The sequence below is a fragment of the Streptomyces fumanus genome (assembly GCF_014655295.1).
Lineage (GTDB): Bacteria > Actinomycetota > Actinomycetes > Streptomycetales > Streptomycetaceae > Streptomyces > Streptomyces fumanus.
This window is the reverse complement of the sequence record NZ_BNBI01000008.1, coordinates 260243-277830: the sequence shown is the minus strand read 5'-3', so window position 1 is coordinate 277830 and position 17588 is coordinate 260243. Positions and strand designations below refer to the sequence as shown.

At 75.8% G+C, this 17588-nt stretch carries 3 protein-coding genes; all 3 read right to left on the bottom strand.

Annotated features, from left to right (window positions below; all coding sequences use genetic code 11):
* Nucleotides 1–35 precede the first annotated feature (35 nt).
* From IE316_RS19260 to sbnA, 3 genes are read right to left on the bottom strand one after another with little or no spacing between them, the layout of a single operon-like run.
* Complete coding sequence (locus IE316_RS19260) at nucleotides 36–11786, bottom strand: non-ribosomal peptide synthetase (protein WP_190205643.1); 11751 nt, start codon at nucleotides 11784–11786, stop codon at nucleotides 36–38.
* Nucleotides 11783–16363 (bottom strand): non-ribosomal peptide synthetase, encoded by a 4581-nt coding sequence (locus IE316_RS19255; protein ID WP_190205642.1) that lies wholly within the window; start codon nucleotides 16361–16363, stop codon nucleotides 11783–11785. The genes IE316_RS19260 and IE316_RS19255 overlap by 4 nt, the downstream gene beginning before the upstream one ends.
* The gene (sbnA, locus tag IE316_RS19250; protein WP_190205641.1) at nucleotides 16360–17355 is read right to left on the bottom strand and encodes a 2,3-diaminopropionate biosynthesis protein SbnA; all 996 of its coding nucleotides are present in this window, start codon (nucleotides 17353–17355) and stop codon (nucleotides 16360–16362) included. Before sbnA ends, IE316_RS19255 begins: the two co-directional genes overlap by 4 nt.
* Between the last annotated feature and the right edge of the window lie 233 nt (nucleotides 17356–17588).

The following is a 17588-nucleotide window of genomic DNA, read 5'->3' as shown; positions in this document are numbered from 1 at the left end:
ACGTCCGGGTACGGCCTCGGGTTGCTGCTCGGGCATCAGGCGGCACCGTCCTTCAGCAGCCGGTTGATCACGGCCGCGAGCCATGCCTGCGGCGCCGGGTGCATGAGGTACTCGTGCCCGACGTCCACGGTGTGCTGGGTGAGCCGGCCGACGTACGGCCGCCAGCGGTCGGCCAGCGCCGCCTGCTGCGCGTCGTCGCGGTCGGCGGTGGCGGCCACCAGGTGCAGCTCGCCGTCGTAGGGCCGGGGCGCGAACTCCCGCAGCAGCGCCCCGTGCCGGTGGGACAGCGCCATGATCCGGCGTACGGTGTCCTCGCCGAGGGCGAGCAGCGGGTGGTCGTCGGCGCGCAGCACGTCCAGGACGTCGTCCGGGGTGAGCACCCGGCCGTCGAAGCGGGACCGGTCGTGGCCGATCACCTCCAGGACGTTCACCAGCATCTCCGACTCCGAGCGCTGCTCGGCCGCCCGGCCGTGCTCGGGGTAGCCGTCCAGGTCGACCACCAGGGCGACCTCCTGTCCCGCCGCCCGCAGCCGGACCGCCAGTTCCTGCACCACCAGGCCGCCGAACGACCAGCCGAACAGGTGGTAGGGGCCCTCGGGCTGGATCCGCCGGATCCGGGCGAGGTAGTCGCCGGCCAGTTCGCCCATGCTGACGGGCGGTTCGGCCGCGCCGGACAGGGCCGGTGACTGCAGGCCGTACACCGGGTGGCCGGCCGTCAGGCGCCGGGCCAGGCCGATGTACGGCAGCGCGAAGCCGACGCCGCTGTGCACGAAGAACAGCGGGGGCCGGTCGCCGTCCGGCCGGATGGGCAGCACCGGCGCGACCGGGTCGAAGTCCCCGGCGCCGGCGGCGTCCTCGAAGACGCGGCCCATCGCCTCGCCGCGCCAGGCCGCCGCCCGCTCGGGGGGCTGCCGCTCGGCCGCGACCGCGGCCAGGCCGGCCGCCGTGCGGTGGGTGAACAGGTCGGCGATGTCCAGCCGCAGCCCGGCCCGCACGGCACGGCCGATCAGCCCGGGAGCGAGCAGTGAGTGCCCGCCGAGGTCGAAGAAGTCGTCCAGGACCCCGACCCGGGGCAGGCCCAGCACCTCCGCGAACACCCCGCACAGCAGCTCCTCCAGCACCGTTTCCGGGCCGCGCCGGCCGGTGTCCGCCGCCTCCGGCGCCGGCAGCGCCGACCGGTCGACCTTGCCGTTGGGCGTCAGCGGCCAGGCGTCCAGCACGGTCAGCACCGACGGCCGCAGGTACTCCGGCAGCCAGGCGACCAGCGCGGCGCGCAGCTCCGCCGGGTCCGGGGCGGCGCCCGGTTCGGGCACCACGTAGCCGAGCAGCCGGGCCCGTTCGCCGTCGACCGTGACCAGGGCGTCCCGGACGCCGGGCAGGGCGCGCAGCGCGGTCTCGACCTCGCCCAGCTCGATCCGGTAGCCGCGGATCTTGACCTGGTGGTCGCGGCGGCCGACGTACTCCAGCAGGCCGTCGCGGCCCCAGCGGGCCAGGTCGCCGGTGCGGTACATGCGGGAGCCGGGCGGGCCGTACGGGTCGGCGGTGAACTGGTCGGCGGTCAGGCCGGGCCGGTCGTGGTAGCCGCGGGCGAGCCCGTCGCCGGCGATGTACAGCTCGCCCAGCACCCGGTCCGGTACCGGGCGCAGCGCGGTGTCCAGCACGTACACCCGGGTGTTGGCGATCGGCAGGCCGATCGGGGGTGCCCCGGTGCGGGCCGGGTCCAGCGCGGCGGACGTGGACCAGATGGTGGTCTCGGTGGGGCCGTAGACGTTGAGCACCGAGCGGGCCGCCGCGGCCAGGTCGGCGGCGAGCGGGGCGCTGACCGCCTCGCCGCCGGTGATCGCGCGGACGCCGCGCAGGGCGGTGGGGTCCGCGTCCAGCAGGGCCCGCCACAGGCTCGGGGTGGCCTGCATCACGTCGACGCGTTCGGCCGTGACCAGCGCCGCCAGCGCCTGTGCGTCGCGCACCGCCGCCCGGTCGGCGAGCACCACCTCGGCGCCCGACAGCAGCGGGACCAGCAGTTCCAGGTTGGCCATGTCGAAGCCGAACGTGGTGGTCGCCAGGAACCGCTCCCCCGGCTCGACGGCGAGCCGGCCGCGCATGTCGGCCAGCAGGTTGCGCAGCGCGCCGTGCGGCACGGTGACGCCCTTGGGGCGGCCGGTCGAGCCGGAGGTGTAGATGGTGTACGCCGCGTGCTCCGGCAGCAGCCCGGCGGGCTCGGCGGGGGCCGGCGCCGCCGGGGCGTCCGGCCGGTCCAGCTCCTGGGTGAGGAACCGGGCGACGTCGGTGTCGGGCAGCTCGGCGGAGGTCGCCGCGTCGGTGATCACCAGCAGCGGACGCGCGTCCTGGAGCATGTAGCGGATGCGCTCGGCCGGATGGTCGGGGTCCAGCGGCAGATAGGCCGCCCCGGCGCGGACCACCGCGAGCGCGGCGACCACCAGGTCGGCCACCCGGGGCAGCGCGACGCCGATCACCGTCTCCGGGCCGGCGCCCCGGGCGAGCAGCGCGGCGGCCAGCGCGCCCGCCCGCGCGTCCAGTTGGCGGTAGGTGAGGGCGTGGGTGCCGCAGCGCAGGGCCGGCCGGTCCGGGTGGTGGCGCACCGACTCGGCGAACAGGCCGGGCAGCAGCGCGTCCGGTACGGCGGCGCGGGTGGCGTTGCGCTCGACGAGGATGCGGCGGCGCTCCTCCGGTGCGAGCAGCGTGATCGCGCCCAGCCTCTCGTCCGGCCGGTCGGCGACCGCGCGCAGCAGCCCGGTCAGCCGTTCGGTCAGCTCCTCGGCCGAGGCCCGGGTGAACAGGTCGGCGCTGAAGACCAGGACGCCGGCGATGCCGTCCGGGTCGCCGTCCGCCCGCCGTTCGAACAGGTCGAAGGCGAGGTCCACCTTGGGCCGGGTGGTGCTGAGCGGCTCCTCGCGGGAGGTGAGGCCGGGCAGGTCCGCCGCCGGGGCGCCGTCGTCCGCGGTGAACTGCACCAGCACCTGGAACAGCGGGTGCCGGGCCAGCGACCGGGCCGGGTTCAGCTCCTCCACGAGGAACTCGAACGGCACGTCCTGGCGGGCGTAGGCGGCCAGGTCGGTCTCCCGGACCCGGTCCAGCAGCTCCGCGAAGCTCGGGTCGCCGCCGGTGTCGGTGCGCAGCACCAGGGTGTTGACGAAGAACCCGACCATCTCGTGCAGGCCCTCGTCGTCACGGCCGGCGACCGTGCTGCCCAGCGGGATGTCGGTGCCCGCCCCCAGCTTGGTGAGCAGGGCGGCGACGGCGGCCTGCAGGACCATGAACAGGGTGCTGTTGTGCCGCTGGGCCAGGTCGGCCAGCGCGCGGTGCAGATCGGCGCCGAGGTCGAAGCGGACCATGTCGCCGGTGTGGCCGGGGACCGCGGGCCGGGGGAAGTCGCGCGGCAGCTCCAGCTCATCCGGCAGGTCGGCCAGCACCTCGCGCCACTCGGCCAGTTGCGCGGAGAGCGGGCCGTCCGGGTCCCGTTCGGAGCCGAACAGGTCCCGCTGCCAGACCGCGAAGTCCGTGTACTGCAGCGGCTCCGGCGCCCAGCCCGGGTCCCGGCCCGCCAGCCGCGCGGTGTACGCCTCGGCGAACTGCCGCATCAGCGGCCCGGTCGACACCCCGTCCAGCGCGATGTGGTGGAAGACCGTCAGCGACACCGACTCGCCGTCGTCGAGCCGGTACAGGACGGCCCGTACCGGGCACTCGGTCTCCAGGTCGAAGCCGCGGTCGACCTCGCGGGCCAGCTCGGCGGCGAGCGCGGCGGCCGGCAGGTCCACCACCCGCAACCGGGGCCGGAAGCCGGGCCGGGGCACCTGGTGCGGGACCCCGTCGGCGTCCTGCGGGAAGACCGTGTGCAGGACCTGGTGGCGGGCCACCACGTCACCGAGGGCCGCCTCGAAGGCCGCCGGGTCGGGCACGCCCGAGTAGCGCACCGCCTTGGGCACGTTGTAAGTGCCGGTGCCGCCCTCGGACATGTGGTTGAGGAACCAGAGCCGGCGCTGCGCGAACGACAGCGGCCAGTGCTCCCCCTCGGCGAGCGGCGGCGCGGGCCGCAGCGGCGGCCGGTCGGTGCGCTCGGCCTCGGGCAGCAGCGCGGCCAGCGCGGCCGGGGTGCGGGCCTCGAACAGGGCGCGCACCGGCAGGCCGACGCCGGTCTCGGCGCGCAGCCGGCCCAGGGCGTAGATGGCCAGCAGCGAGTGCCCGCCCAGCTCGAAGAAATCGTCGTCGATGCCCAGGCCGGTCCGGCCGAGGACGTCCGCGAACACGGCGCACACCAGCCGCTCCATCGGGGTCCGCGGGGCCCGGCTCTCCCCGGCGGCCTCGGGCTCGGCCCCGCTCAGCGCGGCGCGGTCCAGCTTGCCGTCGGCGGTCAGCGGCAGCGCGTCCAGCGGGACCACCGCCGCCGGCACCATGTGGTCGGGCAGGACGGCGGCGAGGTCGGCCCGGACGACGGCGGGCTCCGGCAGCGGCGCGCCCGGGACCGGGACGACGTACCCGGACAGCCGGGTGCCGTCGGCGTCGCCGGTCACGCGCACCGCGGCCTCGCGGACGTAGGGCAGCGCGCGCAGCGCGGCCTCGATCTCGCCGGGTTCGACGCGGAAGCCGCGTACCTGGATCTGGTCGTGGCGCCGGCCGAGGAACTCCAGGTGGCCGTCGGCGCCCCAGCGGACCAGGTCGCCGGTGCGGTGCAGGCGGCGGCCGTCCGCCGCGTCCGGGTCGGCCACGAACGCGGTCGCGGTCGGCGCGGGCAGGCCCGGGTAGCCGATGCCGACCCCGGGGCCGCCGACGTAGAGGTCGCCGGGCACGCCGGTGGGGACCGGGCGCAGGTCGGGGCCGAGGACGTGCAGCGTGGTGTTGCGCGCGGGCCGGCCGACCGGCACCCGGCGGTTGGCCGGCAGCGGGGCGCGGAGCACGGCGTGGGCGACGTCGCCGGCGTACTCGGCCAGGCCGTAGCGGTTGAGCAGCGGCACGTGCGGGAACCGGGTCAGCCAGCGGTCGCACAGGTCGCGCGGCAGGGCCTCGCCGGTGACCGCCAGCAGGCGCAGGGCCCCGGGGTCGGTTCCCGCGCCGTCGCTCTCCCAGGCGTCGAGCGCGGCCGACAGCAGGGACGGGAGCACCTCCAGTACGGTGACGCCCTCGGCCCGTACGGTCTCGAACAGGGCGCGCGGCCCGCGGGCGGCGGCCGGGCCGGCGGCCTGGACGGCGGCGCCGGCCAGCAGCGGTGCCAGCGTCTGCCCCACCGAGGTGTCGGAGCTGACCGGCGCGTGGTGCAGGACCCGGTCCGCCGGGGTCAGCCGCAGCGCCTCGGCCCGGGCCAGCAGGCGGTCGACCATGCCCGCGCGGTGCACGGCGACCGCCTTGGGCCGGCCGGTCGCGCCGGAGGTCATGACGACGTACGCCAGCGCCTGCGGGAGGTCCGTGTCCGGCGCGAGATCGGCGAGGTCGTCGGTCTGCTGCCCGAGCGGTACGGCTTCGGCCAGGACGCCGTGGTCGGCGGCCAGTTCGGTGAGGAGGTCGTCGGCGAGCACGCGGTGGGCGTCGTCGACGACCAGGTGCTCCGCCCCGCAGTCCAGCAGGGTGCCGAGCAGGGCGTCCCGGCCGGCCGTGCCGTCCAGCGGTACGTAGGCCCGGCCGGCGCCCAGCACGCCCAGGACGGCGGCGAGGTGACCGGCGCCGCGGTCGGTGAGCACGGCCACCGGTCCCTCGCCGGCCAGCCCGCGGGACACCGCGCTGGCCCGGCCGGCCAGGGCGGCGTAGCTGGTGACGGTGCCGTCCGGGTCGATCACCGCGGGGGCCTCGGGCCGGGCCGCGGCCTGGGCGCGGACGCGGGCCACCACGCCCTGGTAGGGCTCCGCGGTGACCGGGCCGCTGCCCAGCGCGCGCAGGTGGGCGCGCTCCGCCTCGGGCAGCGCGCACAGGAAGCTGAGCGGGGCGTGCGGGTCGGCGGCCGTCGCGGCCAGCAGGGCCAGGAACCGGTCGACGGTGCGCTGGGCGGTGGCGCGGGCGTACAGCTCGGTGCGGTACTCCAGGACGCCGACCATGGAGTCGGGTTCGCCGTCGCGGAAGCGCTGGTCGAGCAGGAGCGAGAGGTCGAACTTGGCGCGGCGCAGCGGGACCGGCTCGACCGCCCCGAACAGCTCGGCCGCGTCCGCGGTGGTGTCCTCCCGGCTGGTCAGGGTGAGCAGGTACTGGAACAGCGGCTGCCGGGTGAGCGAGCGGCTGGGGTTGAGCGCCTCGACCAGATGCTCGAAGGGCAGGTCCTGGTGGGCGTAGGCGGCCAGGTCGGTCTCCCGGACCCGCTCGACGAGTTCGGCGAAGGTCGGGTCGCCGCTGGTGTCGGTGCGCAGCACCAGGGTGTTGACGAAGAACCCGATCAGGTCCTCCAGCGCCTCGTCGTCCCGGCCCGCGACCGGGGTGCCGACGGGGATGTCGGTGCCCGCGCCGAGCTGGGTGAGCAGCGCGGCGAAGGCGGCCTGGACCACCATGAAGAGGCTGGCGTCCAGGTCGGCCGCGAGCCGGGTCAGCTCGCGGTGCAGCGGCGCCGGGATCTCGAACGGCAGTTCCTCACCGGCGTACTCGGCGGTGGCGGGCCGCAGGTAGTCGGTCGCCACGTCCAGGGCCTCGGGGATGTCCTTGAGGGCCTTGCGCCAGTAGTCGAGCTGCCGGGCGGAGACGCTGTCCGGGTCCTCGGGGTCGCCGAGCAGGTCGCGCTGCCACACCGCGTAGTCGGCGTACTGCACGGGCAGCGGCGTCCACTCGGGGGCGTGCCCGCCGGTGCGGGCCTCATAGGCGGTGCACAGGTCCCGGACCAGCGGGGTGATCGAGCCGCCGTCGAAGGCGATGTGGTGGATGACCAGCAGCAGGACGTGCTCGCCGCCGTCGACCTCGTACAGCACGCAGCGCAGCGGGGTCCCGGTCAGGTCGATGCGGGTGTCCGCCTGGGCGGCGAGGGCCTCGTCCAGGTCGCCGGCCGCGATCGGCACGACGGTGACCGGCAGTTCGGGCAGCGGGTCCAGGACGCGCTGTACGGCGGTGCCGCCCACGTCGGCGTAGACGGTGCGCAGCACCTCGTGGCGGGCGGCCACGTCGGCGAGGGCGGTGCGCAGCGCGGGCCGGTCGGCGGCGGTGGAGAGCCGGATGGCGATCGGCACGTTGTAGAGGCCGGCCGCCTCCTCCTCCTGCAACCGGTCCAGGAACCACAGGCGTTGCTGGGCGAAGGACAGGGGGCCGGGGGCGCCGTCCTCGCGGGGGACCGCCGCCAGCGGCGGGCGGGCCGCCGCGGCGCCGCCGATGCGCAGCGCCAGGCCGGCCACGGTCGGGGCCTCGAACAGCGCCCGGATCGGCACCTCCAGGTTGAGCATCGAGCGCAGCCGGGCGATCACCTTGGTGGCCAGCAGCGAGTGTCCGCCCAGGACGAAGAAGTCGTCGTCGATGCCGACCGAGTCCACGCCCAGCACCCGGGCGAAGACGAACGCGAGGGTCTCCTCCAGCGGGGTGCGGGGGGTGCGGCCGGCCGGCCGGGCGACGGCGCCGGGCTCGGGCAGCGCGGCGCGGTCCACCTTGCCGTTCGGGGTCAGCGGCAGGGTCTCCAGGGCGACCAGCGCGGCGGGCACCATGTAGTCGGGCAGCGCCCCGGACACGTGCTCGCGCACCAGGTCCACGTCGGGCAGTTCGCCGCCGGGTACGGGGACGACGTAGCCCACCAGCCGGGCGCCGCCGGCGTCGGCGCCGAGCACCACGGAGGCGTCGCCGACCGCGGGAGCGTCGCGCAGCGCGGCCTCGACCTCGCCGAGTTCGATCCGGTAGCCGCGCAGCTTGACCTGGTCGTCGACCCGGCCGGCGTAGTGCAGCACGCCGTGCGGGTCCCAGCGGCCCAGGTCGCCGGTGCGGTACATCCGCTCCCCGGCCGGGTCGAACGGGGAGGCCACGAACCGGGCGGCGGTCAGGCCGGGGCGGTTGAGGTAGCCGCGGGCCAGGCCGCCGCTGACGTAGATCTCCCCGGTGACCCCGGCCGGGACCGGGCGCAGCGCGGAGTCCAGGAGGTAGACGCGGTGCGCGCCCAGCGGGCGGCCGATGGCCGGGCGTTCGGGTCCGTGCAGCGGGCCGGCGGCGGTGGCGGCGAGCACGGTCTCGGTCGGTCCGTAGCCGTTGAACATCCGGACGCTGTCCGACCAGCGGGTGACGACCTCCTTCTGGCACGCCTCGCCGGCCACCACCATGGTCAGGTCGGCGGGCAGGGTGCTGCCCTCGGGCAGGGCGGCGGCGACGGCGGGCGGGAAGGCCAGCAGGTTGACCCGCTGCGCGGCGATGAGGTCGACCAGCTCGGGGCCGGGCAGCCGGCTCAGTTCGTCGGTGAGCACCAGGGTGCCGCCGCCGAGCAGGGCCATCGACCACTCCCAGATGGAGGCGTCGAAGCTGGACGGGGCGAACTGGAGCATCCGGGTGCCCGGGGCCACGTCGAAGCGTTCGATCAGGTCGAAGACCATCTTGGTGAACCCGAGGTGGTCCACCACCACGCCCTTGGGCCGTCCGGTCGAGCCGGAGGTGTAGATGACGTAGGCGGCGTCGGCGGGCAGCAGCGGCCGGGTGCGGTCGGCGTCGGTGACGGTGCCCGCCGGGCGGGCGGCGACGCGGGCCGCCCGTGCGGGGTCGTCGACCAGGATGGTCTCCCCGTCGTGCGCGGGCAGCGCGGCGGCCAGTTCGGTGGTGGTGACGACCACGGCGGGCCGGGAGTCGCCGAGCATGAAGGCGATCCGGTCCGGCGGGTACTGCGGGTCGACCGGCAGGTAGGCGGCCCCGGCCTGCTGCGCCGCCAGCAGCGACACCAGCAGTTCGGGGGTGCGCGGCAGCACCAGCGCGACCACGGTGTCCGGGCCGGCGCCGCACGCGATCAGCTCGCGGGCGGTGCGGGCGGCCCGCGCGTCCAGTTCGGCGTAGCTCATGGTGCCGCCGGTCCAGCTCAGCGCCGGGGCGTCGGGGGCGGCGGCGACCCGCTCGGCGAACAGCGTCGGTACGTCGCACACCCGGCGTTCGGCGATCGCGCCCGCCCACGGCCCGGTGAGGTCGGCGCGCTCGGCGTCGGTGAGGGCGTCGAGGGTGCCCAGCGGCCGGTCGGCGTGGCCGGTCACGGTGCCCAGCAGGCCGATCAGCCGCTGCGCCACCCGGTCGGCGGCGGCCGGGGTGAACAGGTCGGGGCGGTAGGCGAGTTGGAGCCGGATGCGGGCGCCGGGGTGCACCAGCAGGGCCATCGAGTACTCGCCGGAGAGGTCGGCGCGGATGTCGTCCACGGCCAGACCGGGCACGATCGCGCTCAGCTCCGCGAGGTCCATCGGGTAGTTCTGGATGGTCACCGAGGTGTCCAGCAGCTTGCGGATGCCGGTCAGCCGCTGGATGTCGCCGAGGCCGAGGTGCTGGTGCTCGGCCAGGCCCATCTGCTGGTCCTGCACCTCGGCGGCCACCTCGGCGAAGGTCCGGTAGGGGTCCAGGCGCACCGGCACCGGCAGGGTGTTGACGAACATGCCGACCATCTCGTCCACCCCGGCCAGGCCGGCCGGGCGCCCGGACTGCACGCTGCCGAACACCACGTCCCGGCTGCCGGTGAGGCGGCCGATCAGCAGCGCCCAGCAGCAGTGCATGACGGTGCCCAGGGTGAGGTCGCTGCGGCGGGCGAAGTCGGTGAGCGCCCCGGTCAGCTCGGCGGGCAGGTCGAAGAAGAGGTGCTCGGGGCGGACCGGCGGGGTCTCCTCGCCGTGCGGTGCGACCAGGGTCCCCTCGGTGACGTTCGCCATCGCCGACCGCCAGGCCCGTTCGGCGGTGGGCAGGTCCCGGTCGCCGAGCCAGGTCAGGTAGTCCTGGTAGGGGCGGGGGGCGGGCAGCCCGGCCGGGCCCTCGCGGTATCCGGTGAGCAGTTCGCGCATCACGATCGGGGTGGACCAGCCGTCGGCCACGATGTGGTGGAAGGTCCACAGCAGGCGGTGCCGGTCCGGGGCGAGGCGGATCAGGGTGAACCGCATCAGCGGCGGCACCGCCAGGTCGACGCCGCGTTCCCGGTCGGCGGCGGCATACTCGGCCAGCTCCGCCTCGGACGCGCCGGTCATGTCCGTCTCGTACCAGGGCAGTTCGACCGACTCGGGGACGACCTGGAGCTGTTCGCCGGTGGCGCTGTAGCGGAAGCAGCAGCGCAGGTTGACGTGCCGGTCCAGCAGGCCCGCCGCGGCGGCGCGCAGCCTGCCGGGATCGAGCGGGCCGGTGAGGTCGGCGAGCACCTGGACGTGGTAGACGTCCAGTTCGTTCTTGTGCAGGCCGGCGTGGAAGAGCATGCCCTTCTGCAGCGGGGACAGCGACAGCACGTCCTGCAACGGGCCGAGGTCGGCCTCCAGGTGCTCGATCTCCCGCTGGGTGAGGGTGCCGACGGTCAGGTCGGACGGGGTGCGGCCGCCCGCGCCCGGGGTGGCGGTGTGCGCGGCCAGCAGGTCCAGCAGCCGCAGCCACTCGGCGGCCAGTGCGTCGCCGTCGGGCAGCAGGTCGGGCAGGTAGGCCCAGTCGGCGATCAGCCGGCCGTCGCACACGGTCACCGTCACGGTGACCACCTGGCCGGCCGGGGTGGCCGGGTCCGCGGCGGCGGTCACCGGGGCCGGCAGCTCGCCGTCGAACCGCAGTCTCACCTGCGGGGTACCGCGCCGGGCGAGGACCTGGCCGGTGCCCGGGTTGAGGTGGCGCAGCGGACCGTAGCCGCAGCCGCCGTCGGGCAGCGCCCGAAGCTGTTCCTTGACCCGCTTGACGGCGTCGTCCAGGTCCGGGTCGCCGGGGGCGAGGTCCTCCACGTACGGCACGGCGGCGTCCGCGCGGACCGGGAACCCGCTGGTGCAGCGGCCGACCGTGCGGCCCAGGTCCAGGTCGCCGGCCCGGCGTTCGCGGGGGTGTCCGTCGAGTTCGACGAGGACGGCGGTGCGGCCCGCGTCGGCCTCGCCGCGGTGGGCGGAGCAGGCCAGTGCCAGGGCGGTGAGCAGCGCGTCCTCGGGGCCGGCGTGGAAGGCCGCGGGCAGCGCGGACAGCAGCGCGGCGCTGGTCCCGACGGACACCTCCTGGCGCAGGTGGCGCAGGGCGCCCGTGGTGTGCCGGGCCGGGTCCAGTACGGCGTCGGGCAGCAACTGGGCGTCGGCGTCGAGCTGTTCCGTCCACAGCGGCAGCTCCCGCACCCGGCGGGCGGCGCGCGCCTGCCCGGCCAGTTCGGCCGCCCAGGTCCGGTACGCGGTCGGCGCCTCGCCGGCTACCGGCAGGCGTCCGGCGACGGCGTCGCGGCACCCGGCGAGCAGGTCGTCCACGAGGATCCGCCAGGAGGCGGCGTCCACGGCCAGTTCGTGCGCCAGCACCAGCACGCGCCGCCCGGTGAGCACCACCTGCAGGGCGATGCCCTGGTCCAGCGCCAGCCGGTCCCGGGCGGCGGCGGCCAGCGCGGCCGGGTCGGCGTCCGCGGCGGCCTCGGTGACCAGCAGTTCGGCGGGGACCGCCGCGGCCGGGCGCAGCTCCGCCGTCAGCAGGCCCTCGAACGGCTCGGTCAGGCAGAGCCGCAGCGCCTCGTGCCGGTCCAGCAGCGCCCGTACGGCCGCGGTCAGCGCGGCCAGGTCGGTGCCTTCCGGGGCGTCCACCAGCAGGTACCCGCCGAGCCGTGCGGCGGGGCCCGGCAGCGCTCCGGCCCGGTCGCGCAGGCGGTGCGCCGCGGGGGTCAGCTCGACATCGCGCACGTCGTACTCTCCGCCCGCGACGGCTGTCTCCGGCTGTGTCACGATGTCTCCCTAGCGTTGGGTCCGCAGTGGTCCACCAGGGCGCGCAGCGCCCGGAACCAGGTGTGCGCGATGTCCTCGGCGTCCGCGTCGTCGAACAGCCGGCCCGCCCAGAGCCAGTCGGCCACCAGGTGCGGCCCGTCCGGCCGGTCCTCGGTGACCGGGGTGACGGCCAGGACGTGCCGCAGGGGCATGTCGGTGCTGGTGGCGGTGGCGATCACGGCGCCGTCGCCGTCCAGTCGCCAGGCGCCCGTCCCGGTCCCGGCGGTGAACCGCCCCAGGTAGTTCAGGCCCAGCTCGGGCGGTGCGAACCGGGCCAGCGCCGCCTCCGTCTGGGCGTTGAGGTGGCGCAGCAGGCCGTAGCCCAGGCCGCGGTCGGGGAGGGCGTGGCTGCGGGCCGCGAGCCGCCGCAGCGCGGGGCCCGCGAACAGGTCCTCGGGGCCGGGTGCCGCGCCGTCCGCCGTCAGGTCCACCCGGACCGGGAAGACGCTGGTGAACCAGCCCACCGTACGGGCCAGATCCTCGTCGGCGAGCGGTTCGCGGCCGTGCCCCTCCAGCTCCACCAGGACCTGCCCGGCGCTGTCGCCCCGGCGGTGCCGCCAGTCGGTGACGGCGAGGCCCAGCGCGGTCAGCAGCACGTCGTTGACCTCGACGCCCAGGGCGGCCGGGAGGACGCCGAGCAGGGGCGCGGTGGTCTCCGGCGGCAGTTCCAGGCGCAGGCGGCGCGCGGTGGCGTAGGTGTCGCGCCCCGGGTCCAGCGGCCGGACGGCCAGCGGCGGGCCCGGGTCGCTCACCTGGTCCAGCCAGAGCGGGAACTCCGCGAGCCGGGACCGGGAGCGGGCGTTGCGGCCCAGGGTGCGGCACCACTGGCGGTAGGAGGTGCCGACGGGGGCGAGCGCGATCTCCTCGTCCGCCGCCGCGGCCTCCCACGCCTCGCGCAGGTCGGGCACGAGCACCCGCCAGGACACACCGTCCACGCACAGGTGGTTGACCAGCCAGAGCAGCCGGTCGGGGGTGCCGTCGGCGCCGCGCACCAGCACCGCCTGGGTGACCAGCCCGCGTTCGGGGTCCAGCCGGGCCTGGGCCGCCGCGGCGAGGGCCGGGACCGGCGCGGCGGCCGTCTCGGTGAGCACGTCGCCGGCCTTGACCGACCCGGGCGGCAGGGTCTCCATCAGCCACTGGCCGGGCACCGGGGCGCTCACCTGGGTGCGCAGCGCGTCGTGGTGGTCGAGGACGGCCTGGAGCGCGCGGCCGAGCCGGTCGGCGTCCACACCGGGCGGGATCTCGACGACGACGTACTGGCCGTAGCGGCGCACCGCCTCGGGCAGGCCGTCCCCGGCCAGCGGCGCGAGGTCGGCGCGGAGCTGGGCGGTGACCGGCGGCAGTTCGACCTCGCCGACGCCGTCCGCCGGGCGGGCCGGGGTCTGCCGGGCCGGTACCGCGGCGGCGGCGATGGCGGCCGGGGTCTTCAACTGGAAGATCTGCCGGGGGGTGACCAGCAGGCCCTCCCGGCCGATCCGGCCGGAGACCTGGATGGAGACGATGCTGTCCCCGCCCAGGTCGAAGAAGTTGTCGTCCGGGCCGATCGCGGGCAGGGCGAGCGCCTCGGCGAACAGGCGGCACAGCAGTTCCTCGCGCTCGGTCGCCGGTTTCCGGCCGGTGCCCGCCCGCGCCCCGCCGTTGGGGGCCGGTTCGGGCAGCGCCTTGCGGTCCACCTTGCCGTGCGCGGTCAGCGGCAGCGCCTCCAGCGGCACCAGCACGGACGGCACCATGTACTCGGGCAGCACCCCGGCGAGTTCCTCGCGCAGGGCCGCCGGGTCGGCGCCGGTGGCGTCCGCGGGCACCACGTAGCCGACCAGCCGCTGTCCGCCCAGGTCGCCGAGGACGGCCGCGGCGGCGTCCCGCACCCCGGGCAGGGCCTGCAGGGCGGCCTCCACCTCGGCCAGTTCGATGCGGTTGCCGCGCAGCTTGACCTGGTGGTCGCGGCGCTCGACGAACTCGAGCTGTCCGCCGGCCCGCCACACCACCCGGTCGCCGGTGCGGTACATCCGGGCGCCGCCGCCCGCGAAGGGGTCGGGCAGGAAGGCCGCCGCGGTCTTGGCCGGGTCGCCGAGGTAGCCGCGGCCGACGCCGTGGCCGCCGACGTACAGCTCGCCGATGGCGCCGCGGGGCAGCGGGGCCAGGTCGTCGCCCAGCACGTACAGCGCGGTGTTGCGGACCGCGCGGCCGATCGGGACCCGGTGCCGGGCGGGTGCGGCGGTGCCGTCCCCGGCGGTGAGCACGGCGTGCGTGACGTCGTCGGAGCACTCGGTGGGGCCGTAGGCGTTGATCACGGGCACCGCCGGTTCGCGTGCGAACCAGCGGCGGCACAGGTCGGCGGGCATCGCCTCGCCGGTGACCAGGAGGCGGCGCAGGGTGTGCAGGCGGGGGCCGTCGCCCAGGGCGTCCCAGGAGTCCAGCGCGGCGCGCAGCAGCGACGGCACCACCTCGACCACGGTGACGCCCTCGGCCACGGCCAGCGGGAAGAGCAGGTTGGGGTCGCCGGCCACCTCGCGGGAGACGATGCGCACCCGGCCGCCGGCCAGCAGGCCCGCCAGCATCTGCCAGACGGAGATGTCGAAGGTGAGCGGCGCGTTCATCAGCACCGTGTCGTCCGGGGTCAGGGCCAGGTCCTCGACCTTGGCGCGCAGGTGGTTGACCATGCCGCCGTGGTGCACCATCGCGCCCTTCGGCGTCCCGGTGGAGCCGGAGGTGAAGATGACGTACGCCAGTTCGTCCGGGTCCTCGGGCAGTGCGGCGAGGTCGGGGTCCTCGGTGTCGTCCAGCGGCACGACGCGGGTGCCGGTGCCGGCGGTGACCCGGGCGGCCAGGTCGCGGTGTGCGGCGTCCACCAGCAGCAGGCCGATCCCGTTCGCCGCGAGCAGCCCGGCGGTGCGCGCGACGGGGGCCCGGACGTCCAGCGGTACGTAGGCTCCGCCCGCGCCCCAGACGCCGAGCACACCGGCGACGAACGCGGCGCCCGGCCCGGCGAGCATCCCGACCAGCCCGGCGCCGGGCAGTCGCCGGGTCACCGCGTTGGCGCGGGCGGCGAGTTGGGCGTACGTGGTCCGGCGGGGCGCGTCGGGCGGGCCGTCGACCAGGGCGACCGCGTCGGGCTGCCGCGCGGCGAGCGCGCGGATCGTCCCGGCCACGCTCCGGTAGGGCTCCTCGCGGACCGGACCGGCGGACATCCGCCGGTAGTCGCCGGCCTCGGCGGGGTCGAACAGCGGCACCTCCCCGACGGGGGTGTGCGCCGGGGCGGCGGCGAACCGGTCGAGGAACGCGGCGAACCGGTCGAGGTGGTCGGTGACCTCGTCCGGGTCGTACAGGTCCGGGTTGCCGTTGACGCTGAGCCGCAGGTTCGCGCCGGGGTTGTCGACGGTGGTGACCATCAGGTCGCCGACCAGGCCGGTGGTGAGGTTCTCGACCGTCGCCGTGCAGGGGCCGAGGTCCAGCTCGGTCAGCAGCGGCAGCATGTTGACGAACGGGCCGACCGGCCACCGGTCGTCGGCCCGCAGCCCGAGGTCGCGGCGGACGGCGCCGACCCGGTAGCGCTGGTGGCGCAGCAGCCCGCCGAGGTCGGCGGCGGTCCGGCGGAGCAGCTCGGGGCGGCCCGCCGCCCGGTCGATCCGCACGCCCAGCGGCAGGAAGTTGGCGGTCATGCCGGGGATCTTCAGGGCGGCGGCGCTGGTGCGGGCGCTGGCCGCGACGGTCAGCGTGACCTCCGGGGCGCCGGTGACCCGGTGGGTGTAGAGGGCGGTCGCGGCCATCAGCAGCGCCCCGGTGCTCACCTTGGCGTCGGCGGCGGCGGCGCGTACGGTGCCGGAGACCCGTTCGTCGAGGACGCGGGTCCGGCGCAGGAAGGCGCGGGGCAGCGAGTCCACCGGCGAGCGGGTGGAGAGCGTGGCCGGTGCGGTGGGGCGGGGGAACCGGTCGCGCCAGTAGGCGCGGTCCCGCTCCTCGAACCGGGAGCCGAGGTAGGACTCCTCCTCCTCGATCAGCAGGCGCAGCGGCGGCAGCGCGCCCCGGTCGGTGCCGGTGCCGGTGGCCCGGCCGGCGTAGATCTCCGCGAACCGGCGCCAGTAGACGACGTGGCTGTAGCCGTCGCTGATCGCGTGGTGGATGCACAGGTAGAGCTGGGTGCGGGCGGGGCCCAGCTTCAGCACGGCCAGCCGCATCAGCGGGAAGTCGGCCAGGGTGAAGGGGCGCAGCAGGTCGGCGTCCATCCAGCGCCGGGCGGCGGCCTCGGGGTCCGCCTCGGCACAGAGGTCGTGCCAGGTCAGCGGCAGCTCGGGCAGCGGCTGGACGGACTGCCGGGGCAGCCCGTCGCGTTCCGTGAACCGGATGCGGGTGCACTCGGCCTCGTCCACGAGCTGCCGTACGGACGCCTCCAGCACGCCGGGGTCGACGGGGCCGCTGATGTCCACGCAGACACCGGAGTTGTAGGCGGGGGTGCCGCCGGAGAACTGCTCGTCGTACCAGATCTCCGCCTGGCCCGGCATCAGCGGGAACACCGTCCGCTGCTGCTGCGCTGAGGTCACGGCTGCCTCCTCGTGGTGGCGTTCCGCTCCACGGACGGCGCCAGCGCGCCGGTCCCGAAGTGCTCGGTCACCCATTCGTCGTCGTAGATGGTGTCCAGGTAGCGCTCGCCGAGGTCGGGCGCGATGGCGACGGCGGTGAGGTCCCCGTCCGGCGCGTGCTCCCCCAGCCAGCGCAGCGCGCCGGCCACCACGGTCCCGGTCGAGCCGCCGAACAGGAATCCGTTGCGCTGCATCGTCCGGCAGGCGCGTACGGTGTCCAGCTCGGCCACGAGGACCACCTCGTCGACGTAGGACCGGTCCAGCAGGGCGGGCCGCACCGCGGTGCCCAGGCCCGGGATCAGCCGGGGCGCGGGCGGGAACCCGAAGGTGATCGACCCTTCCGCGTCGATCACCACGATCCGCACCGACGGCTTCTCCTCGTGCAGGTAGCGGGCGCAGCCCATCAGCGTCCCGGTGGTGCCCGCGCCGACGAACAGCACGTCCAGTTCGGGGAACTGCTTGAGGATCTCCGGGCCGGTGGTGCGCGCGTGCGCCAGCCAGTTCGCCGGGTTGCTGTACTGGTCGAGCCAGACGTACCGGTCGTCGTCCTGGCACATCTGCTGGACGCGGGCGAGCCGGGCGCCGAGCAGGCCGGCCTCCGGGTGCGGTTCGGTGACCACGTGCACCTGGGCGCCGTGCGCCCGCATCAGCCGCTGGGCGCTCAGCGTGCAGCGGGCGTCGGTGACGCACACGAAGCCGTAGCCGCAGCTCGCGGCGACGATGCTCAGGGCGACGCCGAGGTTGCCCGAGGAGCTCTCCACGATGGTCTTGCCGGGGCCGAGCACGCCGGCCCGTTCGGCGGCGCCGATCATCTCCAGGGCCGCCTTCAGTTTGACCGAGCCCGCGAAGTTGAAGCCCTCGCACTTGAGGTAGAGGGACTGTCCGAACATGGGCCGCATGGCCACGTAGAGGTCCCCGACGTTGAACTCCTCGGGTCGGGTGATCACCGTCATCGCGTCTCCCGGAAGTCCGCCATTGTTTTTCCGCGCCCGGGAATTAGCCGTTGGCTCCGACCCCCGGAAATTATCGCCATCTGTCCCGAACCCCTACTCCCTGATTCGCGATTCTCGACGATGATTGCTGGCCGCGCTGACAGGGCGATGACGCAGCACTGACGGGCCTCTCTGACCAGGCAATATAGAGGGAATAAAGGCTTCCGCAGGGAGCATCCGCCGGTATTTGTTGA